Raw genomic sequence first — 25,363 nt, 5'->3', positions numbered from 1 at the left:
CGTATGGCTGATCCAACCCCGAACCAAGACGAAACCCTACTGCGCTTCCCGTGCGCGTTTCCGATCAAGGCGATGGGGCGCACCGAGGATGGCATCGAAGCCATCCTCGGTGCGATCATCGAGCGTCATGCGCCGGACACGGGCAAGGATGCGTTGCGCTCGCGCGCAAGCCGCAATGGTCGCTGGGTCTCGGTGACGGTGGTCATCGAGGCACGCAGCAAGAACCAACTGGATGCCATCTACCGCGAGCTGTCCGCGCACGAGCAGATCACCTGTGCCTTCTGAGCCGCTGCCGCTACGAGTACGCTGGCTCGGGCGCTGCGACTACGCCGAGCGCTGGGCGCGGATGCGCGCCTTCACCGACGCCCGCGATGCGGGCACGGAGGATGAACTCTGGCTGCTGGAGCATCCACCGGTGTTCACGCTCGGGCAAGCCGGTTTACCGGAGCACGTCCTGGACCCTGGCCCGATCCCGGTGATCCACTGCGACCGTGGTGGCCAGGTGACCTATCATGGTCCCGGTCAACTGGTGGCCTATCTGCTGTTGGACTTGAAGCGCTCCCGGCTCGGGGTCAAGCAGTTGGTCCATTTGCTCGAGCAGGCGGTCATCGACCTCTTGGCCGAGCACGCGATTCTCGCCCAGCCAAGTGCCGATGCGCCCGGCGTGTACGTGGGGGCGGCGAAGATCGCCTCGGTCGGGTTGCGTGTGCGTCATGGCTGCAGCTATCACGGTATCGCGCTGAACATCGATCTCGATCCGGCTCCGTTCGGGCGCATCAACCCGTGCGGTTACCCTGGGCTGGCGGTGACGCGGCTGTGCGATCACGGTGGCCGCATCGGCGTCCAGGCCGCCGGCGACCAGTTCGCGGCTCACCTGTGCCGGTTGCTGGGCCGTCCTCTTGGCCGCGACAGCAATGCTGCCGAGGGCGCCGCCTAAGCGGCTGATCTGGAATCGCGTCGAGCGCATTCCGCCAGGGCGGCTCAGGCGGATAGATAGAGCGCGAGCGGAAAGATCTCGCTGATCAGAATCACCGGCTGGCCGTCGATGATGATGCGATAGGTCCGAAACAGCGCCTGCTCGCCACTGGCTGACTCGGGCTCGACCCCGACCTCCATCACTTCGCGAAAACTCTCCAAGCCGCTGTCGCGGATCAAGACGCCGATGCCGATCTCGCGATTGATCAGCCGCTCCCTGAACGAGGCCGGGATGAGCCTGGAGCGGATCACCGAGAAGGCGCGCGCATAGTGCTTGTTGCTGTCACTGCCGCGCAACAACGCCTCGCGCACCATGACCTGATCGCCGGGGTCGACCTCGATCCAGGGCATATCGGCGGCCGCCTCAATGAACTCCTGGCGCAGCGTGTCGACGACCACTGGCTCCCAGAAATAGGCCTCCAGCGCCTTGGTCACGGTGCCGTCCGTGACCAGCAACGCACGCAAGAAGGGCGGCAGGGAGGCGATGGGCAGCGGTGCGCCGCCTTGGGTGGCAATGGTGCCGTCGCGGACGAATCCCTGACAACGAAAAGGATGTGGACCGCTGTTGGGTAACGGGCGGCGATAGTAGCGGTCAACCAATTCCGATGCTCTCTTCTAAACCCTGTTGTTTGGGCCTGATACTGGACGATGAGCGCCTGAGTGGCAATCACAAGACGCTGTTTGGTTCTGCTAACCTCGGCGCACAAGGGTGCGAAAAGCGCCCTCGGTCTGTGATATAAATCAGCTGCCGTCTGGCAAACTCAAATATGGAGAACTTCCGATGACCAAAACATTTAAGCTCGCCTCCCTGTCCGCTGCCGCGCTGCTGAGCGCATCGTTGCTCGGTGGCTGCGCCACCGACCAGGAGGCTCGTGATATGGCTCAGGCCGCGATGGACGCAGCCAATGGTGCTCAGGCTTGCTGCGAGGCCAACGAGGACCGCGTCAACCGCATGTATCAGAAGATCATGTCGAAGTGATGCCAGCTCTTTGAGCCCCGCCGGCTTCCCACCAGTTGTGGGAAGCCGGTATTTTCCTGCTGTACCCGCCTGACCTCGTCCCAATCGATCTCCACACCCTCGGCATTCGCGATAGAGAGCGGAATAATCTCTTCCACTGGACGCGGCGCCGAATCCTCGGCTCGACTTACTTCCAGAAAGAGCTGGTCGCCCAGCCATCCGACCTTGTAGGGCTGGTCGACGATGGTCACCTGGGTGCCGACCGCGACCTGACCGAACAGATACTCGATATCCTCCGGGAACATCCGCGTGCAGCCCGAACTCACCGGCATGCCCACACCCCAGGGTTTGTTGGTGCCATGGATCAGATAGCTCGGATTGCTGAGCCGCAGGCGGTAGTCGCCGAGCGGATTGTCTGGACCCGCCGGCACCACGGCTGGTAGCGTCTTGCCCTGCTTGGCGTATTCGGCGCGGATCGAGGCCGGTGGCGTCCAGGTTGGGTTCTCGGTCTTCTCGATGATGCGATAGCTGCCGACTGGGGTCTCCCAGCCATCGCGGCCGATGCCGATCGAAAAGGTCTCGATCTCGTTTGCCGAGCGATAGTAATACATCCTGCGCTCGGCGAGGTTGAGCACGATCCCCGTGCGCGGCGTATCGGGCAGTACATGGCGATCTGGCGCCAGCACGGCGGTGCCTTCACCGGGAATCCAGAGATCGACATCCGGATTGGCCTGCTTCATCTCGTCGACGCCGATCCCATGATGGCGGCCGATATCGAGCAAGGTATGCTCCTTTTTGGCCTTTACATAGAAGGGGGTGCCGATGACACTATCGCTCGGGTCGACGAGCCGATAGGTCTTCGCCTCGGCGGTAGTGATCGTCATCGCGCCCAGCCCGAGGAGGGCGATGACGCCGGCCAGCCGCTGCCAGCGATGCTGTGCGGCGGGGCGCCCACGTGTGAGCCGGGCGTTTCTCAAAGGGATAGTCATCATCGTCATTGTCGAGGCTCTGCGGTTGATGGCCTGGGCGAGAACGTCTTCAATTCAGGTCGATGGTGGTTCATGAGTCAGTCCAGTCAGCATTCTCGCAACCAGAAAAAGGATCAAGCACCGATGGCGCTCGCGCATGTGCGCAACATCGGTATCGCCGCGCATGTCGACGCGGGTAAGACCACACTGACCGAACGTATCCTTTACTACACCGGCGCCTCGCACAAGATCGGCGAGGTCCACGACGGCGCCGCGCACATGGACTGGATGGCCGAGGAACAGGATCACGGCATCACCATCACCGCAGCGGTGACCAAGGCGCCTTGGCGCGACCATCTGCTGCAGCTCGTGGATACGCCAGGCCATGTGGATTTTACCATCGAGGTCGAGCGCTCGATGCGCGTGCTTGATGGGGTTGTTCTGGTGCTCGACGGCGTGCGCGGCGTCGAGCCGCAGACCGAGACGGTCTGGCGTCAGCGCTGCCGCTTCGGGCTACCCGTGCTCTTCTTCGTCAACAAGATCGACCGGCCTGGGGCCGATTTTCGTCGCGTGCTCGATGCAATTCGCGAGCGGCTTGGAGTCGAGCCGGTGGCGATGACCGTGCCGCTTGCCGATCAGCAGGCCTGCATCGATCTGCTGCACCGGCGCCTGCTGCGGTTCGGCGGCGAACAGGGCGAGCAGATCGCGACCGAGCCTTGCCCGGACGCGCTCTGGGAGCCCGTCGCCGACCTGCGCGAGGCCCTGTTGCTCGCCGCCGCCGACGCCGACGAGACCCTGGCCGATCTGGTGCTCAACGGCGGCGAGCCCGAGCCGGACGCCCTGCTCGCCGCTCTGCGTCGTGGCACCCTCGCCGGGCGCCTCTTCCCCTGCTTCGGCGGCAGCGCCTTGCGCAACCTCGGTGTGCAGCCGGTCATGGATGCGGCGGTGGACCTGTTGCCGGCGCCGCTCGATCGGCCAGCGGCCATCGCGCGGCGGCCGGATGGCGAGCCCGAGACCGTCGCCATCGGCGCGCAGGGGCCCTTGGTGGCACTGGTGTTCAAGGTGCAGTTGTGGGACGGGCGGCGCCATTGCTTCACGCGCGTCTACCGCAATCGGCTCAAGGTTGGCGATAGCGTCGCCTTTCAGACTGCCGACGGCCGCGTGCTCAAGGAACAGGTCGCGCGCATCTTCGATGTCGATGCCGGGCGCAAGACGCGCCTGGATGAGGCGGGGCCGGGGCAGATCGTGCTCCTCGCCGGGCTGCGCCATGCCGCCACCGGCGATACCCTCTGCGATCCGGAGCACCTGCTGGCGCTGGAGCGGATCGAGGCGCGCCAGCCGGTGCTGAGCCTGGCCATCGAGCCGGCGGCTGGCACCGATGAGGACAAGTTGCTCGAGGTGCTGGACAAGGTCGAGCAGGAGGACCCGACGCTTCGAGTCGAGGAAGACCCCGAGACCGGTCAGCGCCTGTTGCGCGGCATGGGCGAGTTGCATCTGCAGATCGTGCTCGAACGCATCGAGCGCGAATTCGGGCAGCGCGTGCGCAGTGGCCGACCGGCGGTTGCGGTGCGCGAGACCATCACCCGCGCGGCACGCGCCGAGCAGTTGCACAGCCGCCCGGCGAGCCCCGATGGCAAGCAGCCCGAACTCAGCGCCTGGGCCTCGGTCGCGGTGGCGCCCAGGGAGCGCGGTGCGGGCAACCAGATCCAGCGCCAACCGCAGCTGCGTCCGGACGGCGCGGAACTCTCATTAGAGCAGCAGCGGGCGTTGGAGGAGGGTCTGCAGGCCGGGCTGGCCAGTGGTGTGTTGCAGGGGGCGCCGGTGGACGATGTCGCCGTCACCCTGGCGGAGGTGGAGCTGTTCGGTCCACAGAGCACGCCGGAGGCCTTGCAAGCCGCCGCCATGCGCGCCCTGGCTAAGGCGCTGACCGCAGCTGGGCCAGTTGCCTTGCATCCGGTGATGCGCGTGGACGTGGTGGTGCCCGAGGCCAATCTCGGCAGCGTGCTTGGCGACCTGCAGCAGCGGCGCGCCGCGATACAGGCCACCAAGACGAGTCAAGACGCCGATGACTCGGCGAGCATCCGCTGCGAAGTCGCGCTCGAGTACCTGCTCGGCTATACCACCGAACTGCGCAGCCTGACCCAGGGACGCGGCCAATACAGCATGCAGTTCGAGCGCTTCGATCGCGTTTAAGCGCGGGCTAACGGCGAGGGCTGAACAGTGCCGCGACCGCTTCCTTCTGATCGCTGCTCATCGCCTCGATGGTCTCCCGGTAGGTCAGGTACTGATCGAGCGTTTCGACGCTCGCTGTCTCGGCGCTGGCGTCAGGCGCCGGACTGGCGTTCTCGAAGGTCATGACGAAGGTCACCGGCACGGCGCGGCTGATACTCTCGAGCCCGGCGATCTCGCGCAGCTGCTCGATGCCCTCGCCCAGGCCGAAATTGCCGGCATCGAGGATGACCGGCTCGGTGCTAGCCACCATCAGGGTGTGTGCATCGAGCTTCGCCGCCTGCATCTTGAGCACCAGCGGTTGGCTCTGGCCGTGCAGACTGAGTGTGCTCTCGGCGACCACCTCGACGATCTCGCCCGGTTGCAGCGCGTCGATTGCGGCGGCATCGACCTTGGCGCTCAGGGTCGCGTCGCTGTAGTTCATCGTCTTGAACAGGATCTCGCGCATGCGCTCGTTGCGGATCGGGACCAGCGTCTCGACGCTATCGAGCGCGGTGTCGACCACCACCTGGCCCGCATCATCGATGTGTCCCGCAAGTTCGGTGAAGTGGTTGTTTTCGCCGATGTGGCCGGATTTGATCGAGACGTAGCTCAGATGCGAGCGTTCGGGATCGAGCGTCCAATCGGCCGCGAGCGCGGGCGCGAGGCTGGCACTGGCAAGACTGGTCGCAAGTAGGGCGGTGAGCAGGTGGCGCATGAGTGAACTCCTCTGATGGATGGTCTCAAGGAAGGGTCAAGGCGTGGTGATCATCGTCGGGCGATGGGCCGACGATCAACCCCAGTAATGCGACCGACGTGCGCTAATCCCAACCGCGTTCCCGCATCTCGCTCCCGGGGCGCTGTTTTGGCAGGCGCAACCGCACCCTGAGACCGGGGGCCGTGTCTTCCAGGCTGAGGTTGGCGCCATGCAGCTGCGCGACCGCTTGCACGAGGCTGAGGCCGAGTCCATGCCCAGGGGCGGCTCGGCTCTCGTCGATGCGGAAGAAGCGCTGCAACACCTTGTCGCGGAGTTCGACCGGAATGCCGGGGCCGTCGTCGCTGACGCTGAGTTCCACGGCCTCGTCGTCGCAGTCCGCGCGCAGCTGAATGTGGCCGCCATCCGGGGTGTGCTTGATGGCATTGTCGACTAGATTCGCCAGCGCCTGGAACAGCAGGTCACGGTCCGCATGCAGCCGGCAGGCGTCGCCATCGTTGCTGCCATCGTTGCTGCGAGCGCCACCGTCGGCCCACGCGACCTCGATCGCCTGTCGCGACTCCGTCGCCAGTGGCTCATAGAGTTCGGCGACGTCGTGCAGCAGCGGCAGCGGATCGAGATCGGCAAAGGCCGCGCGGCGGCTGCCGGCCTCGATGCGGGCGATGCGCAGCAGCGCGTTGAAGGCGCTCAGGAGTTCGTCGGCATCGGCGATCGCGACCTCGACCTCGGCGCTGGCCTCGGCGTTGAGCGCGCTGCCGCGCAGGAGTTCGAGCCGATGGCGCAGCCGCGACAAGGGCGTGCGCAGGTCGTGGGCGATGTTATCCGAGACCTGCCGGATGCTGAGCATCAACGCCTCGATGCGCTCGAGCATCCGGTTCAGGTTCTCGGCCACTTGGTCGAAGTCGTCACCGGTGCCGGCGCTGGGCACGCGGCGGCTCAGGTCGCCGCGCATGATCTCGCGGCTGACCTGATTGATGACATCGAGCCGGCGCGCGATGCCAGCGCCCATCAGCCAGCCGCCGAGCAGCGCCAGCCCGACCGTGATGGCCAAGCCCCAATTGATCGCATCGAGCACCAGGTTTCGGAGCGCGACCAGTTCGCGCACATCGCGGCCGACCAGCAGCCGCAGGTCGCCGCGCAAACGGAACACCTGCGCGCGGGTCTGGTGCTCGACGCGGGCCTTGCCGGGCGTCGCATGCTGGGTACGGAACTGCACCCAGCCATCGACATCGGGCGCGACCGGCGGCCAGCTGTCGAGATTGCCGATGATGGGCGTGCCGCTCGGTTGGGTCAGCAGATAGATCGAGGCGCCTTGCGGATCACGCGCGATGCGTTCGGCGATGAGGGTCGAGAGGCCGGTCAGACCGCGACGCCGATATTGTTCGGCCAAGCCCTGGATCTCGGCGCCGATGGTCGCATCGGTCTGGCGCGCCATATATCCGGCGGTCGACCAATAGATGAACCCGAGCAGGATCGCGACCGAGACCCCGACCAGCAGCATGTAGAGCAGCGCGAGGCGAAAGGTCGAGCTGGTCAGGGTGAAGCGCGAGGCGTGCTGCCATCGGCTCAGCGTCGGTCCCAGGGTCACGCGCAGCCATCGCCATGCGCGGCGCGCGCTGGCCCGTGAGGAGATCAGGCTGGCCGGCCGGGACATCAATCGGCGCGCAGCATGTAGCCGGCGCCGCGCACCGTTTGCAGCAGCGGCTGCTCGAAGTCCTTGTCGATCTTGGCCCGCAAGCGGCTGATATGGACATCGATGACATTCGTCTGCGGATCGAAGTGATAATCCCAGACGTTCTCGAGCAGCATGGTGCGGGTGACGACCTGGCCGGCATGGCGCATCAGGTACTCGAGCAGCTTGAATTCGCGCGGTTGTAGCGCGATCGGTTGTCCGGCGCGGTGGACCTCGCGCTTGAGCAGGTCGAGTTCGAGATCGGCGACGCCGAGGCTGGTGACCGGTGCGTCGCCGGGCGTCGAGCGTCGCAACAGGGCCTCGATGCGGGCATGCAGCTCGGAGAACGCGAACGGCTTGACCAGGTAATCGTCGCCGCCGGCGCGCAGCCCCTCGACCCGATGATCAACCTCGCCGAGCGCGCTGAGCACCAGCACTGGGGTCGGATTGCCCGAGGCGCGCAGGGTACGGATGATGGCCAGCCCGTCCAATTCCGGCAGCATGCGGTCGACGACCATGGCATCGTAGCGATTGCCAGCGGCCAGAAAGAGGCCATCGCGACCGTTTTCGGCCCGGTCGACGCTCACCCCGATCTCGCCGAAGGCCTTGGCCAGATAGCTGGCGAGCTGCGCGTCATCCTCGATCACCAGTACACGCATGGCGCAATGTCCCCATGGCTCAGCCGAGGGGCACGGCGACGAAGCGCTGCTCGCCCTCTTGCTCCACGCGCAGCAGCACCGAGGGGCGGTTGGCGGCGGCGGCCTGTTTGACCGCATCGACCACCTGGCCGGGCTGGGTGACGCGCTGCTGGCCGACCATCGAGATCAGGCTGCCGGCCTTGATCCCGGCGCTGTGGGCCGGGCTGCCGGGGGCCACCTGGGCGACGAGAACGCCGTTGGCGTCGTTCTCAATCCCGCGTTCGGCGCGCAGCTCCGGTGTCAATGGCGCCAGCGACAGGCCGAGCCGTGGCTCATCGCCCCCGGATGGCTGGGTCGAGGCGTTGCGTACTTGCTCCTCGCTCGGCATCTGGCCGATGGTGACCGGAATCCTCAGGGTCTCACCGGCGCGCAACACCACCAGCTCGATGGCGGTGCCGGCGTCGATGCCGGCGATCAGCTTGGTCAGATCGCGATACTCCTGCATGCGCTCGCCGGCGGCCCGCAGGATGATGTCGCCGCTGCTGACGCCAGCCGCCTCGGCCGGGGTGCCGGGGAGGACGTCGGCGACCAGTACACCGCGGGTTTCGGTCAGGCCCAGACTGGCGGCGATCTCCTCGGTCACGGGCTGGATCTGGACCCCGAGCCAGCCGCGATCGACGCGGCCCTTGGTCTTGAGGTCGGCGACGATCTCGGCCGCCGTCTCGGCCGGGATCGCGAAGCCGATGCCGATGTTGCCACCGCTGGGCGAGAAGATGGCGGTGTTGACGCCGATCACGATGCCGCGTGCGTCGAACAGCGGGCCGCCTGAGTTGCCGCGATTGATCGGGGCGTCGATCTGAATATAGTCGTCATAAGGGCCGGAGTTGATGTCGCGTCCCCGCGCCGAGATGATGCCGGCGTTGACCGAGCCGCCGAGCCCGAATGGATTGCCGACCGCAAGTACCCAATCCCCGACCCGGGCACCGCTGCTGTCGCCGAAGGCCACATGCGGCAAGGGGTCGTTGGTGTCGATCTTGAGCAAGGCGAGGTCGGTCTTGGCATCTCGGCCGATCACCTTGGCCTCGTACTGCTCGCCGTCATTCAGTGTCACCTCAATCCGGGTGGCACCGTCGACCACATGGTTGTTGGTGACGATGTGCCCTTCGGCATCGATGATGAAGCCAGAACCCTCGCCTTCACGCTGGCGTGGTCCCGGCATCGGCATCTCCTCGAGTCCACCGAAGCGTTTGAAGAATTCGTACAGGGGCGAACTCTCGTCGGGCATTTGGCCGCCAGGCAGCGAGAGCGTCTGCTGGGCCTCTTGCGCGACCGTGACATTGACCACGGCTGGCGTGACGCGCTCGACGACGTCGGCGAAGCTGGTCGGCCCGGCCGGCGCGTTCAACGGGTCGGGTACCGATTCGGCGTGGCTGGTTTGGGCCATCGAGAAGACGACCGACAAGAGACAGGCCAGGCCGAGCGTTGCAGCCAAGCCGAGACGCTTGGACAGTGTGCGCTCGCCCTCGAGGCCAAGGGCGACGGCCTGTGGCGCGGATCGTGGCGCGGGATGGCGTGCGGGTGCGGTGATGGATCGGGTCGAAGGCATCATGGGGGCTCCTGAGTGGATGGTGCCGAGGGCGTCTGCTGAACGGAGAGCCGACCGGCGACTCAGCCTTTGCGAACAAGTGTTGGGGGTGCGGCTTTACGGGCCGATGGCCGCTGGGTTACCAATCGTTCATCCCGGTCGTTCTGCTGCGGATCTGCTTCTAGAGTCGAAACGGCACGGGTGCGACAATGCAAAACAACCCGAACCGGGTCACATGAGGGGAACATGAGATGGCAAGCCTCGAGCAGATAGAGATCAGCAAGTATCACGACGAACTGGTGCACGATATTCGGCATCTGGTCCAGAAGTATGGCCGAATCATGGGCTGGGAAGTACCGGAATTGGACGAGGCGCAGGCAAGACGGTTGCTTTTCCAAGCCCTCAAGGATGCGTTGGCCGATGTTGAGCGTGAGCACTAAGGCGCCGGCAGAGGCGGGCTGAGCACTGCGGTCAGCGCTTGCCTTGCAGCAGCGCCTCCGGATGACGCTCGAGATAGTCGGCGAGGGTGCGGATCGAGCGCGCGGCCCGGGTTGCGGTCGCCAGGAGTTGATCGAGTTCGTAGCGCGTCGATGAGCCCTCGGCGGTGAGCTGGCTGATTGAGCGCATCGCGTGCGCCGCTTCATCCAAGGCCTGTTGGGCCGAGCCGGCGAGGGGCTCCACCTCCGACTCCAGGCGCCGCGCGAGGCTGTTCAGCGTCTGTCCGGCCTGGGTCAGTTCCCGCAGCACCGGAGCGACCTCCTCGCGCAGCGTCGCGGCGAGCTGCTCGTACTCGCCGAGGGTGGCGTCGGCGCGCTCGCTGAGCGGCGCGATGTGCTGATCGATGCGCGTGATGAAAGAGGCGAGCCCTGTCAACACCTGATCGAGGTTGGTCAGCACCGAGTGGGTCTCGTCGGCATTGACCAAGCGGTTGACCGCCTCGAGGGTGTCCGAGGCGGTCTCCACGAGCTGATCGAGGTGCAGGTTTTCGAGCATCTCTTGGACCCGGTCTCGCGTGGCCGCGATCGCCGGCACGCGGATGGTTCCATCGGGGCTCGGCTTGTCGTCGCGCCTCGGCAGCGCTGGATTCAGGCTCAGGCTCACCAGATACTGACCGGTGACGAAGCTCACCGATTCGAGCTGCGCGCGCAGGCCGCGCTCATCGACTAGGCGTTGCACCAACTCAGCCGGCGCGGTTCCCTCGAGATCGCCCATGACGTGGATATTCTTGGGCCAGATCTCATAGCGCACCGGGATGCGGAAGCTGTCGCGATCGGCGAGGTAGTCGAGGCCGATCTCGACCACTTGCCCGATCGGCACGCCCTGGAACTGGACCTCGGCACCGACGCTCAGCCCCTGGACCGAGCCTGGGAAATAGGTGACCAGGTAGAGGCGATCGCGCAGCCAGGCGCCGCTGGTGAAGACCAGGATGCCGATGACGACGAGCGCGACCGCGCCGAGCACGAAGCCGCCGATGATGGTGGGATTGGCCTCGCGACTCATGATTCACCCCGGCGCAAGAAGGCGCGGACCTCGTCGATCTCGCTGTGGTCGCGCAGGTGCTTAGGGTTGCCGGTGGTGAGCATAGTGCGGGTCTCGGCGTCGAGGAACACGGCGTCGTCGCCGATCAGGAAAATGCTGTCGAGGTCGTGGGTGATCACCACCATGGTGGTTCCCAGGCTGTCGCGCAACTCGAGGATGAGGTCATCGAGCCGTCGCGCCGATAACGGGTCGAGGCCGGCCGAGGGCTCATCGAAGAAAAGGATATCCGGGTCCAGCGCCATCGCGCGCGCGACGCCGACGCGCTTGCGCATGCCCCCGCTGATCTGACCGGGATAATAGCCGCCGAAGCCAGCCAAGCCGACCAGGGCCAGTTTGTACTCGGCCAGCTCGCAGATCTGCTGCCGCGACAGCCGCGTGTACTGCTCGAGGGGCAGCGTAATGTTCTCCTCGAGCGTCATCGAACTCCAGAGGGCGCCACTCTGATACATGACCCCGACCCCGCGCAGGAGTTGGGTCCGGGCCGTCTCCGAGACCTCCCAGAGACTCTGATCCTGCAACAACACCCGCCCCTGTCGCGGCGCCAACAGACCGATGAGCGCCCGCATCACCGTGCTCTTGCCGCAGCCGCTGCCGCCCATGATGATGAAGACATCGCTACGGTGGATGGCGAAGCTGAGCCCCTGCTGAATGTTATCGGCGTCATAGCCGAGGGCGATCTCCTCGAGCCGGATCGCGACGTCTTTGGGCTGCTGATCGCTCGCGTGAGCGGGCGTCTGGGTGTGCTCGCGCGGTTCGGCCTGGGGGGCGCCGCGCCGCGCGCTGGACTCCGAAGTGGCCGGGGCGCTCATGCGGAGAGTCCGATGGCATCGAAGATCACCGTCAGCACGGCGGCGGCGATGACGATGAAGACGATGGCGGTGACCACCGCCGAGGTGGTGGCCTCGCCAACGGCCGCTGCGCTGCGCCCACATTGCATCCCGCGCAGGCAGCCGGAGGCGGCGACGATGGCGCCATAGACGGTGGCGCTAATCAGGCCCTGGATGATGTGGTTCCAGCCGATCGCGGCCTGGGTCTGGACCAAGTAGGCAGTGAGGCCGACGCCGCCGACGACAGTGCCGACGAAGACGCCGCCAAGGATGCCGAGCAGGTCGGCGTAGAGGGTCAGCAGGGGTGTCATCAGGATCAGCGCGACCATGCGCGGCAGCACCAGGAACTCCATCGGCGGGATGCCGAAGGTGCGCAGCGCGTCGATTTCTTCATTGACCTGCATGGTGCCGATGCGCGCGGCGAATGCAGCCCCGGTGCGCCCGGCGAGGACGATGCCGGTGATCAGCGCACCCATCTGGATCACGGTCGCGAGCCCGACCAGATCGGCAACATAGATGCGGGCGCCGAACTGGGCGAGCTGTTGATCGCCGATGTAGCCCAGGATCATGCCGACCAGGAAACTGACCAGACTGACGATGGGCAGTGCATCGGCGCCCGACTCCTGGATGATGACCCAGAGTTCGGACTTGCGATAGCGCGCGCGGCCGGTGACGAAGTGGCGCACGGCGATCGCGCCTTCGCCAAAGAAGGTGATGATCTCGCCGGTGGAGCGCACTAGATCGCCGACATCCAGCCCAATGCGCGCGAGGAAGCTGGGGCCGCAGTCATGTGGATCCTCTTCCGGCGCGGCGGCCAGAGTGGCCATCTCGCGCAATCGGCGCAGGCCGTCTGGCAGGGCGTCGGGGTCGCAATGGATGTTGCGCTCCGCGCATAGTCGTTCGACGCCGGCGATGAAGCTGACCAAGGCCGAATCCCAATCGCTCAGCGCACTGGTATCGAAGCTGAGCCTGAGCGGTTGACTCGTTGCCGCTGCGTCGTCACCGCAGCTAGGATCGTTGCGGCTAGGGTCGGCGCCCTCAATGGGCGCGGCGCGATCGAGAAGCGCGCTGAACTCAGCGCGCTGAGGGATGCGCTGATCGAGCCGCCAGCGCCCGGTTAGCCTGAGTACGACGTCGCTGTCAGCACCTTGGCCGAGCGCCATTGAGGGGGCCGATTCCGGTACCGGCGTGTGCTCGTCGATCGCGGTGGGTGCAGGCGGCATCCGGTATCAAGTGGTTGGCTTAGAGCATGATCAGTTGTCAGGCTGATCGGTCAGGGACATCGAGCACGGCTGGGGGGATTCGCCAGGTGCGGCCCACAGTATAGGCCGATCAAGGGTCGCGCCGCAGCGTGTTGGCCGCAGCTTGGCATCTGCCTGGCATCCGCTGTTGCTGTCGAACGCTGGCGCTGGCGCTGGCGATGCTGGTCGCCAAGCCGGCGAATCGCGTATAGTGCCTAGTTTGTCGCGCGCCGGCACCTGGCCTTGGGTTCGCGTGCTGGTCTGGCTGTCTCGAGGACGTCGTTTTGAGGCTGACGATCGACGAATTTCGCCACTGGCAGCACCGCTGCGTCACCCTGCTGGGGATGTCCGGAGTGGGCAAGACCTATCTCTCCGGTCTGCTGCGGCGCAACGATTGGTTTCATTATTCCGGCGACTATCGCATCGGCACCCGTTACCTCGATGAGCCGATCCTGGATCTGATCAAGCTGCAGGCGATGCAGGTGCCCTTCCTGCGCGATCTGCTGCGGCGCGATTGGGTCGCGTTCCAGAACAAGATCCAGGTCGACGACCTAGGGCCGGTGTTGAGCTTCGTCGGCCAGCTCGGCGACCCGGAAAAGGGCGGTCTCTCGCTGCCGGAGTTCAACCGGCGGCAGGCGCTCTATCGCGATGCCGAGATCCGTGCCATGCAGGATGTGCCCGAGTTCATCCGCAAGGCGCGCGAGATCTATGGCTATAGCCACTTCGTCAACGATGTCGGCGGCAGCCTCTGCGAACTCGAAGAGCCGGCGGTGATCGATCTCCTCGCCCAGCACAGCCTGATCCTCTATATCCGCGTGCCCCAGGCCGACGAGATCAAGCTCATTCGACGCGCCCAGGCCGACCCGAAACCGCTCTATTTTCGCCCGGCCTTCATCAAGGCTGCGGTCAAGGACTATCTCACCGAGCAGGGGCTCGAGTACGTCGCCGATATCGATCCGAACGACTTCACCCGTTGGGTCTTCCCGCGCCTGTTCCACTCACGGGTGCCGCGCTATGAGGCGATTGCACGACCGTTTGGCTATACGGTCGAGTCCAGCGAGGTCGCGGCGGTGCGCGATGAGCAGGATTTCCTGACTCTGATCGAGACCACGATCGCGCGCACACCGGCGCTAGCGCCGGATGATGAAGCCGAGGCCTTGCAGGGGCTTGAGCGCGGCCAAGGCTGACAGGAGCACGCCGATGCCGATCGTTGCCCATAACGACTTGCCAACCTTCAATCGCCTGCGCGCCGAGGGGCAGAATATCCTCGAATCCGACTGGGCGATCCATCAGGATATCCGCGAGCTGCACGTTGGGCTGCTCAACATGATGCCGGACGCGGCCATGGCCGCCACCGAGCGCCAGTTCTTCCGACTGGTCGGGCAGAGTAATCAGATCGCGCAGTTCTATGTGCATCCGTTTTCGCTGCCCGGGCTGCCGCGTGGCGAGAAGGCGAGCGCGCATATCGAGCGCTACTATCAACCCTTCAAGGTGGTGCGCGAGCAAGGGCTGGACGCGCTCATCATCACCGGGGCCAATGTCAGCGGTCCGGACCTGGAGCAACAGCCGTTCTGGTCGCCACTGATCGAGGTCGTGGACTGGGCCTTCGAGCATGTCACCTCGACCCTCTGCTCCTGCCTCGCCACCCATGCGGTGATGCAATTTCGCTACGCTCAACGGCGCCAGCTGCTGCCTGCCAAACGCTGGGGCGTGTTCACGCATCGCGTGGTCGATCAGACCCATCCGCTGGTCGAGAGCACCAACACCCTGTTCGACGTCCCGCATTCGCGCTTCAACGAGGTCAGTCGAGAACAGTTCGAGGCGGTTGGGGCGCGGGTCCTGGTCGAGAGCGACGAGGCCGGCGTGCATCTAGCCACCAGCTCCGACGGGCTGCGCCTCGTGATGTTTCAGGGCCACCCCGAGTACGACACCATCTCGTTGCTGAAGGAATACAAGCGCGAGGTCGAGCGCTTTGCGAGCGGGGCTCGGGACGACTATCCCCCTTTTCCAGATAATGTGTTCTCGCGCAAGGCGGCGGCCGTGCTCGAGGAACATCGCCACATGCTGCAGCGGGCCTTGGATCGCGGTCGTGAGCCGCCGTTGTTTCCGGAGGCACGCATCGCGGACGGACTCAACAATACGTGGCGCGACACCGCCGAGGGCGTGGTCGGGAACTGGCTGGGATTGATCTACCGGGTGACCCACAACGACCGCCGCCTGCCCTTTATGGACTGGGTCGACCCTGATGATCCGCTGCGCATGCTGATCCGCTCCTGATAAGTTGCGAAATCGCATCTTTGTGGTTTTTTTAATACGAAAGGGCGCGGCCGGTCGCGATGCAATCGTGATGCTAAAACTGTGCTTAGTTCCGCACTTTTTCAGTCAAACAAAGGTTAGACTTTCTCTTGTCAAGTGGCATTTACGCTCCTAGACTATGGGGTAAGAGATCGCCGGACGCACTTTTGCGACATGGGCGGTTTTGACGTTCGGGAAATCCCGAATGCAGTGATGCCCTAGATGTCACCGCTCGCTTTTCCGAATGACTCATCAAATACAATAGGTTGAGAGATGTTTGACGAAAAAGAACAAGTGATCCGCTACAAGTGGGACTCTTGGACCGGGTCCGGCTACCGTCTGCGCTACGACGCCGCTGACCGGGCGCACAGCTACCACGTTGAGGACTGCAGCAACCATGTGGTGATGGACGACTACGGCTGCTCCGATCTCGACGAGGCCCTGTTGGTGCTGAACCGCTTCTTCAGCATCGACGAGTCCGCCGAGCGCAACCGGATTGCCGGCTGGCTGCCTCAGCAACGGCTGCAGTAGCCGGAGCGAGTGCGGTCGCTGAAGAGGATCAGCACGCAACGCCTACCGTCGAGAGTGACGTCATCACTGAATGGCGTTGCTCAAGCCCCGGTGGCAGGCCCTGCGAACTGAGGCTTGCTCGCACTCTCCGCGCCCAAGGACTAGGGGCACAAACGCATCAAGGCCGCTTCGAGCGGCCTTGATGCGTTTTTTTGCCTTGGATTTGCCTTAGAATAGCCAACACAGGCTGCAAGTTGAAATTTTGCGGGGCAATCCGATCATGACTCCCGAGTCTCTCGTCCAGGAAACCGAACACCTCTATTCCTTGCCTGATGTCGCATTACGCGTCAATCAGTTGATCGATGATCCCGCGTCGCAGCCCTCCGACCTAGCAGAGGTCATCCTGTGCGATTCCGCGTTGTCGGCGCGCTTGCTGCGCCTGCTCAACAGTGCCTTTTATGCCCGTCCGCATTCTGTGGACACCGTCACCCAGGCAATTAGCATGATCGGTTACGGGGCTTTGCGCGATCTGGTCTTCGCCACCTGTGCGGTCGAGGTGTTCAAGGGGCTTCCGCCAGAGCGGGTGGACATGGAGCGTTTTTGGCTCAATGGCGTCGCCTGTGGGATCGCCGCACGGACACTGGCAGTACATCTCTCGTTGCCTAAGAGCGAGCCGCTCTTTCTCATCGGGCTGTTACATGCGCTTGGTAAGCTGGTGCTCCTCAGTCAACGCCCCGAGGCGTATTTGGAGGTGCTGACGCGCATCGACGAAGAAGGACTTGACGTGATTGCCGCCGAGGAACAGGTTTTCGGGTTCAATCACGCCGAACTCAGCGCCGCCTTGCTCAAGAGCTGGCAGCTCCCCGAATCGCTCTGGCAACCGATCGCCTATCACCTCAATCCTAGCGCCGCCGTGTGCTACCGCACCGAAACCGAGATTTTGTATGCCGCTCGTGAGATCGCCGCTCTCTTTCAGGCCTACATGTTCGATCGAGAGAGTCTGCAGTCGGACGCAGCGACCGAAAAGCTCCAAGCGCTCGCCGAGCGTTTAGATCTGGCGCCGGAGACAGTGACTGGCCTGCCAGACGATATCAACCTGCAGGTGACCGAAATGTACGAGATCATGTTGCCAGGCTGGATGATGGTGTATTGAGGCGCCGGTTTGTCGGATCTGGTCATCCGGCAAGTTCTCAGCGAGCGTGATCCTCCAGATCGCGTCCGCGCAGGCCGAGTAGAGATGTTTAGCGTCGAAGACCCAGCCGGGCTCGCACGTTTCGGCTTCAAATTCAGCAAAGGCGGCGTGCATGCGGCGCGAACGATGATGTTGGCGGAACTGCAGCGCCTGCTCGAGGTGTTGCCCGAAGCGGCCCAGCGTGCGACGACAATGTGCTCGACAAGCCGACGGTCAACGCGCGCAAGCTCACATTCCGGCCTGTTCCTGGCTTACCTGGACGGTCGTCTCGCTCAACGGCTCTTCAGCAGCGACTGGCTGCGCGTACTCGATCTTCCCGAAGAACAGCTGATCGAGCTGACCCAAGCGGCCGCACAGCGCGGGCTATTGGTGTTCCACCGCATCGGCGGCGTGATGGAGGTCCGCTTTCCGGGCTATCTCAGCAAACAGGAGCAGGAGTGGCTCAATGAGCAGGCTTGATCGACTCATCGAACGCTACGCCGAGCACATCGCCACACCCTGGCCAGAGGGCCTATCCGGGATCGAGCGCGTGATCTTCGTCGTCTACCCACCCGCCGATGAGCTGAGATTCCGGGTCTACATCGACGAATTCGAGCTGCGCACCCATAACGCCGGCCCCAGTAACGCTTCTTCAACTCCGGAAACGTCTCAAACAGCTTGGTCGATGTTCGCCCTTTGATCCGCCTCATGATTTCACTGGGCGCCATGTTGGGAGGCGCTGACACCAGGATGTGGATGGTCTTTGCTGACAACACCCTTGAGAATCTCGATCTCGAACGCCTCAGAGGTCTGGCGGATCAGTTCTCGAGCTTTAAGAGCAACATCCCCTCTCAGAACGTGATAACGATACTTCGTGACGAACACAAAGTGGGACTGAATCTTGAAGACTGTGTGGCTACCATAACGATAGTCCATCTCTTTCAGCACGCCTCTCAAAAGGCTTCAAAGATAAATCTGACCGCCTAAAGGCGGTGGTTTCAACCTTGCTTCGGACAATGACTAGGCCGCCTGGGCCTAGCCAGCTCCGAGCGACTTCCAGCTCGGGACGCTTGAAGTGCTTGAATTCGGCCTTCATCAGCGGGTTGAGCATGTTGACATAGGCGCCAATCCAGCCCTGATCGGCAACCACGGCGACATGGGTGATATCACTCAGGTGCTCGACACTGAATTTGACGTCATCCCAGAGCTTGTTCCAGGGGATGGGTGGGGTATCCAGCTCGCCAACGGTCTCAAGGACGCGGATGCGGCCGTGGCGCTCGATGGCGCCCTTGGAGGTTGCCAGCGCGTTGTCGAACTCCTGTGCGGTGACGGAGCCCGAGACTGTCATCTCAACGATGTTGGTGTTGGGCTGTTCGTGGACATCGATCATGGTTGCTACCTCTCATTCAAGCGGATGATCGTTGGGTAAGTCTAAGAATCACGAGGATGTTGACCCCAAGGAGCACGAAGCCACCGAGCGCGCAGCAGGAACCCTCCTCGCCAAATCTCTGATGGTACCGATGGTTGGCCTGTGAGCACGACCGCCGCTACGGCGAGGACATGGACCTGATGGCGGATCTTGAATGTCCATGTTGACCTCCACTCTGATGTCTTTGCGTTGATGGTCAGGCTGCACCGGTAAGCTGCAAACTCTGTTCCCGGATGCGACGCTTTTGGAATCCATCGTGCACGGCCTCTAACCGGAGCGCCGCGAGCCGCTGTTCGGCGGACCGTTGCACTGACGTGCGCCCCTTCGGTCTATCAGAGCCATGCGACTGGGCACGAGAAGCTGGCGATGTGCGGACCTGGCCCCGGTGCAGCTGGTCGATATGCTCCTTCACCTGGGGCATAAGGATCTGAGCCGAGGTTGAAATCTTGACTGCTTGCGGAACGAGGGAGAAGACGAGCGATGAGTGACGATCTGGATCTGCTGCGGCTCACCCGACGTCTGCGTTTGCAGGGGCATGAACGCGTGCAACCGGCACGCTGGCGCGGCCGTCTGCTGACAGCTATCCCTATCCCCATGCCAGCGGTTGGCTGTGCAAGGAGCTTGCAGGCCATGCTGAAAATGAGACGCCAGCAGCTATGCTGACCCGACCAGACGCCGCAGCCAGGGGCGGACGCGCTCAGCGATTATCGCGACCGGCACAACCGCCTGGTGCTAGGCGTTCCTAACGCAGGTTGCTGTCCGTTGGTGGCCCGCCAGCGAAAATCGGTGGCTTTTTTCTGCCACACCTGTTGGAATTCGGGTGGGGTTGGTTCGCGAGCCACTCCAGTCTTCGCTGACACCGCACCCGAATATTGCCAGCCAGAGAAGAGGCGCTGGCCTGCCATATCAAGGAGCGCTCCCCATGTCGACGTCGGCCGCGTTGATCCCCTCTGGCGTCCCTGGTCTGGACGATGTCCTGCAGGGCGGACTGCGAAAGGGCCACCTGTATTTCGTTGAAGGCGATTCCGGCACCGGCAAGACCACCTTCGGCCTGCAGTTCCTGATTGAGGGGCTGCGCCGGGGCGAGCGCTGCCTGCTGATCTCGCTCGCCGAGAGTCCGCAGGAGGTGGCCCTGATCGCCCACGCCCATGGCTGGTCGATCGAGGGTCTCGAGGTGCGCGATCTGGTCAGCGCCGATGAGGTCCACAGCACGGCGCTGTTCGACCTCTCCGAGATCGCGCTGGATGACCGCGTGCAGGCGATGCTCGCCGAGATGGATGCCCTGAGACCTCAGCGTCTGGTCCTCGATACCCTGGCCGGATTGCGAGCCTACAGCGATCAATCCTCGTACTTCCGACACCATGTCGAACTCTTCCGCAGCAAAGCCGTCGAGTTCGGAACCACGCTGCTGGTGACCGACGAGCCCGGCGGAACGGCGCAGCTGCACCCGCGCAGTCTGGCTTGGGGCATCATCCGCATCGAGCACCGGCTCGATGATTACGGTCGTGGCCGGCGTCGGCTGTGGCTGCCCAAGCTGCGCGGCCAGGCCTATGTCGGCGGCTATCATGACCTGCGCATCAAAAGCGGGGGGCTGAGCGTCTTTCCGCGGCTCGAGGCGAGTCAGCCAGCGGTGCAACCGCCAGCCGGGCTCGTCTCGAGCGGCAGCGCGGCGCTCGACGCACTCCTCGGCGGCGGGGTCGAGCGCGGGACCAACGTGGGCATCATTGGTGCGCCCGGCTGTGGTAAATCGACCTTGGTCAGCAGCTTCGCCGTGGCCGCCGTGGGGCGCGGCGAACGGGTCGCGCTCTATGCCTTCGATGAATCACTGACCACCTTCCGCAAGCGTGCCCTCAGCCAGGCGCTCGACATCGACGCGGCACTGGACTCGGAGCTGCTGCAACTGCGCCAGATCGATCCCGGTCAGGTCGCGCCCGGCGAGCTAGCGCGCGAGCTTGCCGACGAGGTCGAGCACAACCAGACCCAGGTCATCGTCATCGACAGCCTCAATGGCTATCTGCAGGCGATGCCCAATGACCCCTCGATCAATCTGCAGGTGCATGACCTGCTGAGCTATCTGAGCGCGCATGGCGCACTGACGCTGGTCACGCTGGCCCACCCAAGTCCACTGAACCGCCAGGAAGGCCTCGCGGTCGATCTGAGCTATCTCACCGATACCGTCATCGCCCAGCGCTACTTCGAGGCCTATGGGGCGATCCGCTATGCGCTCTCGGTGATGAAGAAGCGCTATGGCGATCACGAGCGCACCATCCGCGAGTACAAGATCGGTCGCGGCGGGATCATCGTCGGCGAGCCGCTGAGCGAGTTCCGCAGCGTGCTCACCGGGGTGCCTGAGTACCTGGGCGAGGTAAAACCGCTGCTTTGAGTCCTGCCTGTGGCTGACAAGACCCCCAACAGCACCGAACGCATCCTGATCCTGGTACCGAGTCCGAGTGATGCCTTGCTGTGCGAGCGTTTCCTCCGCCAGGCGCAGCTGCAGCCGTACAGCTGCGCCGACACCACAGCCCTGTGTCGCGCCCTGGCGGAGCCCGCCGCCGCCCTAGTGGTGGCAGGCGAGGCGCTGCGCGGCGATGCCGGCGCCTGCATCCGGGAGCAGTTCTCGCAGCAGGAAGAGTGGTCGTCGCTGCCGCTGATCGTGCTCACCCGGCGGCTCGCCAAGGCCAGTCTCGAGGCCTTGGACGACTACGACATCTACGGTCATGTGCGCCTGATCGAGCGACCCGTGAACAGCAGCGTGTTCGTCAATGCGGTGAAGATGGCCCTGCGTGAGCGCCGCCAGCAGTATCGGATTCGCGACCTGCTCAACGAGCGCGCCGAGCATGTGGCCCAGCGCGACGAGTTCCTGGCCACCCTCGGCCATGAACTGCGCAATCCACTCGCGGCGATCATGACCTGCGGCGAGGTGTTGGAGTCGCTACAGCTCGAGGCGCCGCCGGCTTCTCGCTGCCTGAGCGTCATCGCGACCCAATCGGTGCAGATCAAGCGCCTGCTCGACGATCTCTCCGATATCTCGCGCATCGCTCGCCGCAAGCTCAGCCTCCAGTGCGAGCCGCTGGATTTGAGCACCACGCTGCAGGACGTCGTGGTCCAGGTCCAATCGACGCTCGAGGTCAGCCACCAACGCCTCGCGCTCGACATCGGCGATGAGCCCATGCCGCTGCTGGCCGACGCCACCCGGCTGCGTCAGATCTTCGCCAACCTGCTCGTCAACGCCAGCCGCTATTCGCCGGCGGACAGCGAGATTCGGCTCAGCGCCCGCGCGCACAATGGCTTGGCCGAGATCGACATCCGCGATCAGGGCATCGGCATGAGCGCCGAGACCCAGGCGCGCATCTTCGAGCCCTTCTTTCAGGCCCCGCAGCGCGACGGCGAGCCGCAGACCTCGCGCTCCGGTTTGGGCGTCGGCCTCACGCTGGCACGCTCGCTGGTCGAGATGCATGCCGGCTCGATCCACGCCGAGAGTGACGGGCCCGGCCAAGGCAGCCAATTCCGGGTGCTGCTACCGTTGCAGACGGCGCCGTCGATCGAGACTGGCGATCAGCCGCAGGGGCAGCCACAAGGCTCAGCGCAGACCGCTCCGACCCCGGCGCAACGCATCCTAGTCATTGAAGATAATCTGGACTTCGGCAACGGGCTGAAGCGGCTGCTGGAGCAACGGGGGCACGAGGTTGTCCTCGCGCACGACGGCCCCGGCGGCCTCAGCGCGGCCGAGTCCCACCGTCCCGACGTGGTGGTGCTCGACATCGGCCTGCCGGGTCTCAACGGCTACGAGGTCGCTTCTCGACTGCGCCGTCTCGACGGCTTTGCCGGCTTGCGGGTGATCGCGGTGACTGGCTTCAGCCGGGAGCTGGACCGCCATCGCTCACGCCGCGCCGGTATCGATCGCCACCTGGTCAAGCCGGTGGCGATGCCGGAGCTGGAAGCGGCCATTGCCGGGCGCTAATACGCGCTTCCGCCCATTGCCTGAGCGATGGTCTTAGCCCAAAGCTCAGCGCCGTCGAATGCCGTTCATCATTCATGGTCATCATGCTCCGTGGTTGTCAGGGAACCAAGCGCGATTCCAGCCTTCAGCGCGCCGGCGCTGCGTTTTCCTCGCCAGCGGCGCTCGCTTGACAGGGGGCAAAGAAGCTGTCGCCGAGCGCGTCGCGGCACTTGTGCCCGGTGCCTGTCAGCGCATTCGGCCTTGCCTGTTGCGCCCGCTGCTCAGCGGCCATGTCGACCAGTTGATGTGCGGCGCTGCATTTGGTGGTATCCGCGCAAGCGTTGTCGCGACCGCAGGCCTGTTCAACCAGCACCTGGCAGGGACGGCTATCGCCGCCCAAGGCTGTCTCGCCCGGCTGCCCTGGCTGCGCGATGTCGCCCTCCCTGGGAGCCTGCTCGTCAGTTGGCGGTGGCATCGGCGTCGCTTGGCGACGCTCAAGCATCTCGGTGGTCGGCACTACTCGGCCGTTGCGCACGTGCAGCTCAGTGCCATCGTTAAGACGATAGATGCCATCCCAAAGCTGGGTCTGGTAGCCGGGCCCTTGGGTCATCGGCCGGTTGGTGCGCGGGTCGACCCAGACCTCGGCGCCGCTCTGAAGGGCGCCGCGCCAGGGCTCGCCACTTGGTGTTCGCCTCGCCTCGCCGGGCTTGGCAGGATCAACCGGTGCTTGAGCGGCGACGTCGGTGGTCGCCACTGCGGCGATGATGATGAGCAGCAGGGCGTTGAGCCGCTCGCGTGAGCATCGGGACTTTACATCGGTTATCGCAGTGTTCATCGGGTCTTCGCTCTAGGGAGGACTTTAGGAAAGCGAGGCGCTCGGCAACGGCCCTGTTCGGCGCAGTGCTTGATAGCAACCACGAAGCAACGACCGTGCCGCGCAGACATCCGGCCAAGGCCTTGTGGCGCCTCGATTGCCGACTCGCTCCCGAACAGTGTCACCCTGCCAGCTAGGATCGGGTCTTTAGAACCACAGGGCTGTCTAAAGCAACCGCTTGGGTGCCCGCGCTCAGTCTGTCTCGCCATTGCGCCGTCCAAGCGACAAGGCTGGCTCCGAATTTGCCTCCGATTTTGCTATGGTTTGTGAGAACAAGATGCTGACCCATCCTATTGCACACAGCGAGACCGCGAGGCAGCGATCGATGAGGTAGGCATGACAGATGATGCAAGGGCGCCCGGCCACTACGGGGGGAACATGATGGATAAGGAGCAAAGCGTCTATATCGTCGATGACGACGAGGCGATGCGCGAATCGATGCAGCTGCTGCTCGAGATGCTCGGCTATCGGGTGCAGGGCTTCGCCAGTGCCAAGGCGTTTCTTGCCTCCTGCGCGGACGACGACTGCGGCTGCCTGGTACTCGACATGCGCATGCCGGAGATCACCGGCCTGGAGCTGCAGCAGGCGCTGCGCAAGCGCGGCTATGACCTGCCGATCATCTTCCTGTCCGGATTCGGCGATGTGCCGACCACGGCGCAGGCCGTCCAGTTGGGTGCGGTGGATTTCCTCGAGAAGCCGGTGAGCAGGAGCACGCTGACCGAGCGCATCGAGCGTGCCTTCGAGATCGACCGGCGACGCCGTGACGATGTCCTCAGTGCGCATCGCTAATGCAGCGTCCAGATCGCTTGAAGCAGCCGCAAGAAGTGGCTCATCACCGCGACGATGTAGGGCTGGGAGGTGGTCTGGTTGTTGCCGATCGGCAGTGGGCTATTTCGGTACGCGTGCTCACGCAGGCAATGCACAGACGCTGCCAAACCACCATGAGTCAAGCCTGAGGGGCCGCCATCGATGGATGTCACTTTGATCGCGCCGGCGCTGCTGTTGACGCTGCTCGCCGGCCTTGCCACTGCGATTGGCAGTGCAATCGCCTTCTTCGCACCACGCGCCGATACCCGCTTCCTCGCGGTCGCGCTCGCATGACCTCACGCTCAAGCTGATAAACGCATGACAGCGCATCGGCTTCCTGATCTGATTCACGGGATGGATGACCTGTTGCGAGCTAATGCGGATGTCAGGGTGCCTCGTCCCGACGGCACTGAAGTCCAGCGCTGCCTTGGCCGCCGAACGGCCGACTGTTGGCTGGTCTGTGTGATGACCTCGGGCCTGCAGAACCTCGTCGTCGCAATCGGCCTCTTCATCCTGCTGCAGCTGCCGGTGCCTCCGGCCTTGGGAGAGGCGGCGCCGGTCGCGGTTGCCGATTCCCGCGAGCAGCCGATCATTCGCCAGGAGCGGATCACCGGGACCCTGACCTCACCGCATGCGGCGAATCTCTCGACCCAGGTGGCCGGCCTGATCACTGCGCTGCCGGTGGATGCCGGCGACCGGGTGCAGCGGCGGCGACCTGTTGGTCGAGCTGGATGCCGAGCTTGCCGAGCACCGGCTGGCAGCGGCCAACGCCGAGGCCGAGCGCGCTGACGCCGCCCTAGCCGAGGCCCAGCGCCTGCTGCGCGAAGGTCAAGAATTGGTCCGCGACAACAGTATCGCCAAGAGCGAGCTGGAGGCGCGCGCCGCAGCGGCCGAGATCGCCGCCGCCGAGCGGCGCCATCAGCAGGTCGGCTAGCACCCTTTCAGTAACAGCCTTAAATAAACCAGGTAATCCCCCGGCTCTGCCGGGGTGACAGTAGCAGTTTGACATTT

28 protein-coding genes and 1 pseudogene are annotated in these 25,363 nt (G+C 64.4%); 16 read left to right on the top strand and 13 right to left on the bottom strand.

Translation table 11 applies throughout. The features are described 5' to 3' along the window. Positions 1–3 precede the first annotated feature (3 nt). Positions 4–285: a YbeD family protein gene (locus AC54T3_RS13185; protein ID WP_496625406.1), complete on the top strand. Its 282-nt coding sequence runs from the start codon at positions 4–6 to the stop codon at positions 283–285. Further along, a complete protein-coding gene (gene lipB, locus AC54T3_RS13180) occupies positions 275–937 on the top strand; it encodes a lipoyl(octanoyl) transferase LipB (protein ID WP_496625404.1) in 663 nt (220 codons plus the stop codon). The genes AC54T3_RS13185 and lipB overlap by 11 nt, the downstream gene beginning before the upstream one ends. A gap of 44 nt (positions 938–981) precedes the next feature. Here the strand turns inward: lipB and AC54T3_RS13175 are convergent, their stop codons facing one another. After that, positions 982–1,575 (bottom strand): chorismate--pyruvate lyase family protein, encoded by a 594-nt coding sequence (locus AC54T3_RS13175; RefSeq protein ID WP_496625402.1) that lies wholly within the window; start codon positions 1,573–1,575, stop codon positions 982–984. Positions 1,576–1,756: 181 nt separating this feature from the next. Here AC54T3_RS13175 and AC54T3_RS13170 point away from each other — a divergent pair, with 181 nt between their 5' ends. Beyond that, positions 1,757–1,954, top strand: coding sequence for an alanine-zipper protein (locus tag AC54T3_RS13170; RefSeq protein ID WP_496625400.1), 198 nt, complete (start codon positions 1,757–1,759; stop codon positions 1,952–1,954). Here AC54T3_RS13170 and AC54T3_RS13165 read toward each other — a convergent pair. After that, on the bottom strand, positions 1,933–2,925 hold the full coding sequence (locus AC54T3_RS13165; RefSeq protein ID WP_496625399.1) for a L,D-transpeptidase family protein: 993 nt from the start codon (positions 2,923–2,925) through the stop codon (positions 1,933–1,935). The genes AC54T3_RS13170 and AC54T3_RS13165 overlap by 22 nt on opposite strands. Before the next feature lie 120 nt (positions 2,926–3,045). Here AC54T3_RS13165 and AC54T3_RS13160 point away from each other — a divergent pair, with 120 nt between their 5' ends. Then, positions 3,046–5,094 (top strand): elongation factor G, encoded by a 2,049-nt coding sequence (locus tag AC54T3_RS13160; protein ID WP_496625435.1) that lies wholly within the window; start codon positions 3,046–3,048, stop codon positions 5,092–5,094. A 7-nt stretch (positions 5,095–5,101) separates the two neighbouring features. Here AC54T3_RS13160 and AC54T3_RS13155 read toward each other — a convergent pair whose 3' ends face one another. The 4 genes from AC54T3_RS13155 to AC54T3_RS13140 all read right to left on the bottom strand — a co-directional run bounded on the left by AC54T3_RS13155 (position 5,102) and on the right by AC54T3_RS13140 (position 9,743). Then, entirely contained in the window at positions 5,102–5,827 is a 726-nt protein-coding gene (locus AC54T3_RS13155) for a YceI family protein (RefSeq protein WP_496625397.1), read from the bottom strand. Between the two features lie 103 nt (positions 5,828–5,930). Next, positions 5,931–7,478 (bottom strand): sensor histidine kinase, encoded by a 1,548-nt coding sequence (locus tag AC54T3_RS13150; RefSeq protein ID WP_496625395.1) that lies wholly within the window; start codon positions 7,476–7,478, stop codon positions 5,931–5,933. Beyond that, positions 7,478–8,155, bottom strand: coding sequence for a winged helix-turn-helix domain-containing protein (locus AC54T3_RS13145; protein WP_496625393.1), 678 nt, complete (start codon positions 8,153–8,155; stop codon positions 7,478–7,480). The genes AC54T3_RS13150 and AC54T3_RS13145 overlap by 1 nt, the downstream gene beginning before the upstream one ends. Positions 8,156–8,174: 19 nt before the next feature. Continuing rightward, positions 8,175–9,743: a DegQ family serine endoprotease gene (locus tag AC54T3_RS13140; RefSeq protein ID WP_496625391.1), complete on the bottom strand. Its 1,569-nt coding sequence runs from the start codon at positions 9,741–9,743 to the stop codon at positions 8,175–8,177. Positions 9,744–9,970: 227 nt separating this feature from the next. Here AC54T3_RS13140 and AC54T3_RS13135 point away from each other — a divergent pair, with 227 nt between their 5' ends. Next, a complete protein-coding gene (locus AC54T3_RS13135) occupies positions 9,971–10,159 on the top strand; it encodes a hypothetical protein (protein WP_496625389.1) in 189 nt (62 codons plus the stop codon). Positions 10,160–10,190: 31 nt separating this feature from the next. Here AC54T3_RS13135 and AC54T3_RS13130 read toward each other — a convergent pair whose 3' ends face one another. Genes AC54T3_RS13130 through AC54T3_RS13120 form a run of 3 tightly spaced genes read right to left on the bottom strand, consistent with a single transcriptional unit; the run spans position 10,191 to position 13,308 of the window. Continuing rightward, positions 10,191–11,219 carry an MlaD family protein gene (locus AC54T3_RS13130; RefSeq protein WP_496625387.1) on the bottom strand — a complete coding sequence of 343 codons (1,029 nt, stop codon included), beginning with the start codon at positions 11,217–11,219 and terminating at the stop codon, positions 10,191–10,193. Then, positions 11,216–12,067 (bottom strand): ABC transporter ATP-binding protein, encoded by an 852-nt coding sequence (locus tag AC54T3_RS13125; RefSeq protein ID WP_496625385.1) that lies wholly within the window; start codon positions 12,065–12,067, stop codon positions 11,216–11,218. Before AC54T3_RS13125 ends, AC54T3_RS13130 begins: the two co-directional genes overlap by 4 nt. Further along, positions 12,064–13,308 carry an MlaE family ABC transporter permease gene (locus tag AC54T3_RS13120; RefSeq protein WP_496625383.1) on the bottom strand — a complete coding sequence of 415 codons (1,245 nt, stop codon included), beginning with the start codon at positions 13,306–13,308 and terminating at the stop codon, positions 12,064–12,066. The genes AC54T3_RS13125 and AC54T3_RS13120 overlap by 4 nt, the downstream gene beginning before the upstream one ends. A 302-nt stretch (positions 13,309–13,610) precedes the next feature. Here AC54T3_RS13120 and AC54T3_RS13115 point away from each other — a divergent pair, with 302 nt between their 5' ends. From AC54T3_RS13115 to AC54T3_RS13090, 6 genes are all read left to right on the top strand, one after another. Next, positions 13,611–14,513, top strand: a complete 903-nt coding sequence (locus AC54T3_RS13115; protein ID WP_496625381.1) for an ATPase — start codon at positions 13,611–13,613, stop codon at positions 14,511–14,513. Between the two features lie 13 nt (positions 14,514–14,526). Continuing rightward, the gene (gene metA, locus AC54T3_RS13110; RefSeq protein ID WP_496625380.1) at positions 14,527–15,603 is read left to right on the top strand and encodes a homoserine O-succinyltransferase MetA; all 1,077 of its coding nucleotides are present in this window, start codon (positions 14,527–14,529) and stop codon (positions 15,601–15,603) included. A gap of 291 nt (positions 15,604–15,894) precedes the next feature. Next, complete coding sequence (locus AC54T3_RS13105) at positions 15,895–16,152, top strand: hypothetical protein (protein ID WP_496625378.1); 258 nt, start codon at positions 15,895–15,897, stop codon at positions 16,150–16,152. 259 nt (positions 16,153–16,411) lie between these two features. Further along, complete coding sequence (locus tag AC54T3_RS13100) at positions 16,412–17,284, top strand: HDOD domain-containing protein (protein ID WP_496625376.1); 873 nt, start codon at positions 16,412–16,414, stop codon at positions 17,282–17,284. Positions 17,285–17,368: 84 nt separating this feature from the next. Further along, positions 17,369–17,782, top strand: coding sequence for a hypothetical protein (locus tag AC54T3_RS13095; RefSeq protein WP_496625374.1), 414 nt, complete (start codon positions 17,369–17,371; stop codon positions 17,780–17,782). After that, complete coding sequence (locus tag AC54T3_RS13090) at positions 17,769–18,002, top strand: hypothetical protein (RefSeq protein ID WP_496625438.1); 234 nt, start codon at positions 17,769–17,771, stop codon at positions 18,000–18,002. Before AC54T3_RS13095 ends, AC54T3_RS13090 begins: the two co-directional genes overlap by 14 nt. Here the strand turns inward: AC54T3_RS13090 and tnpA are convergent. Together tnpA and AC54T3_RS13080 are read right to left on the bottom strand one after the other, a co-directional pair. Beyond that, positions 17,929–18,238: pseudogene (tnpA, locus tag AC54T3_RS13085) on the bottom strand (IS200/IS605 family transposase); the annotation flags it as partial. The gene AC54T3_RS13090 and the pseudogene tnpA overlap by 74 nt on opposite strands. Further along, positions 18,219–18,692 (bottom strand): SpoIIAA family protein, encoded by a 474-nt coding sequence (locus AC54T3_RS13080; protein WP_496625372.1) that lies wholly within the window; start codon positions 18,690–18,692, stop codon positions 18,219–18,221. The pseudogene tnpA and the gene AC54T3_RS13080, both read right to left, overlap by 20 nt. A gap of 961 nt (positions 18,693–19,653) precedes the next feature. Here AC54T3_RS13080 and AC54T3_RS13075 point away from each other — a divergent pair. Together AC54T3_RS13075 and AC54T3_RS13070 are read left to right on the top strand one after the other, a co-directional pair. Then, the gene (locus AC54T3_RS13075; RefSeq protein WP_496625370.1) at positions 19,654–21,114 is read left to right on the top strand and encodes an ATPase domain-containing protein; all 1,461 of its coding nucleotides are present in this window, start codon (positions 19,654–19,656) and stop codon (positions 21,112–21,114) included. A gap of 9 nt (positions 21,115–21,123) precedes the next feature. After that, positions 21,124–22,692, top strand: coding sequence for a hybrid sensor histidine kinase/response regulator (locus AC54T3_RS13070; RefSeq protein WP_496625368.1), 1,569 nt, complete (start codon positions 21,124–21,126; stop codon positions 22,690–22,692). Positions 22,693–22,816: 124 nt separating this feature from the next. Here AC54T3_RS13070 and AC54T3_RS13065 read toward each other — a convergent pair whose 3' ends face one another. Continuing rightward, entirely contained in the window at positions 22,817–23,506 is a 690-nt protein-coding gene (locus tag AC54T3_RS13065) for a hypothetical protein (RefSeq protein WP_496625366.1), read from the bottom strand. Positions 23,507–23,881: 375 nt separating this feature from the next. Here AC54T3_RS13065 and AC54T3_RS13060 point away from each other — a divergent pair, with 375 nt between their 5' ends. Continuing rightward, positions 23,882–24,334 (top strand): response regulator transcription factor, encoded by a 453-nt coding sequence (locus AC54T3_RS13060; RefSeq protein ID WP_496625365.1) that lies wholly within the window; start codon positions 23,882–23,884, stop codon positions 24,332–24,334. Here the strand turns inward: AC54T3_RS13060 and AC54T3_RS13055 are convergent. After that, positions 24,331–24,468, bottom strand: coding sequence for a hypothetical protein (locus AC54T3_RS13055; protein ID WP_496625433.1), 138 nt, complete (start codon positions 24,466–24,468; stop codon positions 24,331–24,333). The genes AC54T3_RS13060 and AC54T3_RS13055 overlap by 4 nt on opposite strands. Before the next feature lie 46 nt (positions 24,469–24,514). Between AC54T3_RS13055 and AC54T3_RS13050 the strand changes: the two genes are divergently transcribed. Then, complete coding sequence (locus AC54T3_RS13050) at positions 24,515–24,646, top strand: hypothetical protein (RefSeq protein ID WP_496625364.1); 132 nt, start codon at positions 24,515–24,517, stop codon at positions 24,644–24,646. 391 nt (positions 24,647–25,037) lie between these two features. Further along, positions 25,038–25,286 carry a hypothetical protein gene (locus AC54T3_RS13045; protein WP_496625363.1) on the top strand — a complete coding sequence of 83 codons (249 nt, stop codon included), beginning with the start codon at positions 25,038–25,040 and terminating at the stop codon, positions 25,284–25,286. The last annotated feature ends 77 nt before the right edge of the window (positions 25,287–25,363 follow it).

The sequence above is a fragment of the Halochromatium sp. NSM3 genome (assembly GCF_059621085.1).
This window is presented reverse-complemented; position numbering and strand designations above follow the sequence as displayed.

Coding starts and splice junctions, on each gene's coding strand:
- AC54T3_RS13185 (WP_496625406.1), top strand. CDS start 4: ATGGCTGATCCAACCCCGAACCAAGACGAAACCCTACTGCGCTTCCCG.
- AC54T3_RS13170 (WP_496625400.1), top strand. CDS start 1,757: ATGACCAAAACATTTAAGCTCGCCTCCCTGTCCGCTGCCGCGCTGCTG.
- AC54T3_RS13165 (WP_496625399.1), bottom strand. CDS start 2,925: ATGATGACTATCCCTTTGAGAAACGCCCGGCTCACACGTGGGCGCCCC.
- AC54T3_RS13160 (WP_496625435.1), top strand. CDS start 3,046: ATGGCGCTCGCGCATGTGCGCAACATCGGTATCGCCGCGCATGTCGAC.
- AC54T3_RS13155 (WP_496625397.1), bottom strand. CDS start 5,827: ATGCGCCACCTGCTCACCGCCCTACTTGCGACCAGTCTTGCCAGTGCC.
- AC54T3_RS13150 (WP_496625395.1), bottom strand. CDS start 7,478: ATGTCCCGGCCGGCCAGCCTGATCTCCTCACGGGCCAGCGCGCGCCGC.
- AC54T3_RS13145 (WP_496625393.1), bottom strand. CDS start 8,155: ATGCGTGTACTGGTGATCGAGGATGACGCGCAGCTCGCCAGCTATCTG.
- AC54T3_RS13140 (WP_496625391.1), bottom strand. CDS start 9,743: ATGATGCCTTCGACCCGATCCATCACCGCACCCGCACGCCATCCCGCG.
- AC54T3_RS13135 (WP_496625389.1), top strand. CDS start 9,971: ATGGCAAGCCTCGAGCAGATAGAGATCAGCAAGTATCACGACGAACTG.
- AC54T3_RS13130 (WP_496625387.1), bottom strand. CDS start 11,219: ATGAGTCGCGAGGCCAATCCCACCATCATCGGCGGCTTCGTGCTCGGC.
- AC54T3_RS13125 (WP_496625385.1), bottom strand. CDS start 12,067: ATGAGCGCCCCGGCCACTTCGGAGTCCAGCGCGCGGCGCGGCGCCCCC.
- AC54T3_RS13120 (WP_496625383.1), bottom strand. CDS start 13,308: ATGCCGCCTGCACCCACCGCGATCGACGAGCACACGCCGGTACCGGAA.
- metA (WP_496625380.1), top strand. CDS start 14,527: ATGCCGATCGTTGCCCATAACGACTTGCCAACCTTCAATCGCCTGCGC.
- AC54T3_RS13105 (WP_496625378.1), top strand. CDS start 15,895: ATGTTTGACGAAAAAGAACAAGTGATCCGCTACAAGTGGGACTCTTGG.
- AC54T3_RS13100 (WP_496625376.1), top strand. CDS start 16,412: ATGACTCCCGAGTCTCTCGTCCAGGAAACCGAACACCTCTATTCCTTG.
- AC54T3_RS13095 (WP_496625374.1), top strand. CDS start 17,369: ATGTTTAGCGTCGAAGACCCAGCCGGGCTCGCACGTTTCGGCTTCAAA.
- AC54T3_RS13090 (WP_496625438.1), top strand. CDS start 17,769: ATGAGCAGGCTTGATCGACTCATCGAACGCTACGCCGAGCACATCGCC.
- AC54T3_RS13080 (WP_496625372.1), bottom strand. CDS start 18,692: ATGATCGATGTCCACGAACAGCCCAACACCAACATCGTTGAGATGACA.
- AC54T3_RS13075 (WP_496625370.1), top strand. CDS start 19,654: ATGTCGACGTCGGCCGCGTTGATCCCCTCTGGCGTCCCTGGTCTGGAC.
- AC54T3_RS13065 (WP_496625366.1), bottom strand. CDS start 23,506: ATGAACACTGCGATAACCGATGTAAAGTCCCGATGCTCACGCGAGCGG.
- AC54T3_RS13060 (WP_496625365.1), top strand. CDS start 23,882: ATGACAGATGATGCAAGGGCGCCCGGCCACTACGGGGGGAACATGATG.
- AC54T3_RS13050 (WP_496625364.1), top strand. CDS start 24,515: ATGGATGTCACTTTGATCGCGCCGGCGCTGCTGTTGACGCTGCTCGCC.
- AC54T3_RS13045 (WP_496625363.1), top strand. CDS start 25,038: ATGCCGGCGACCGGGTGCAGCGGCGGCGACCTGTTGGTCGAGCTGGAT.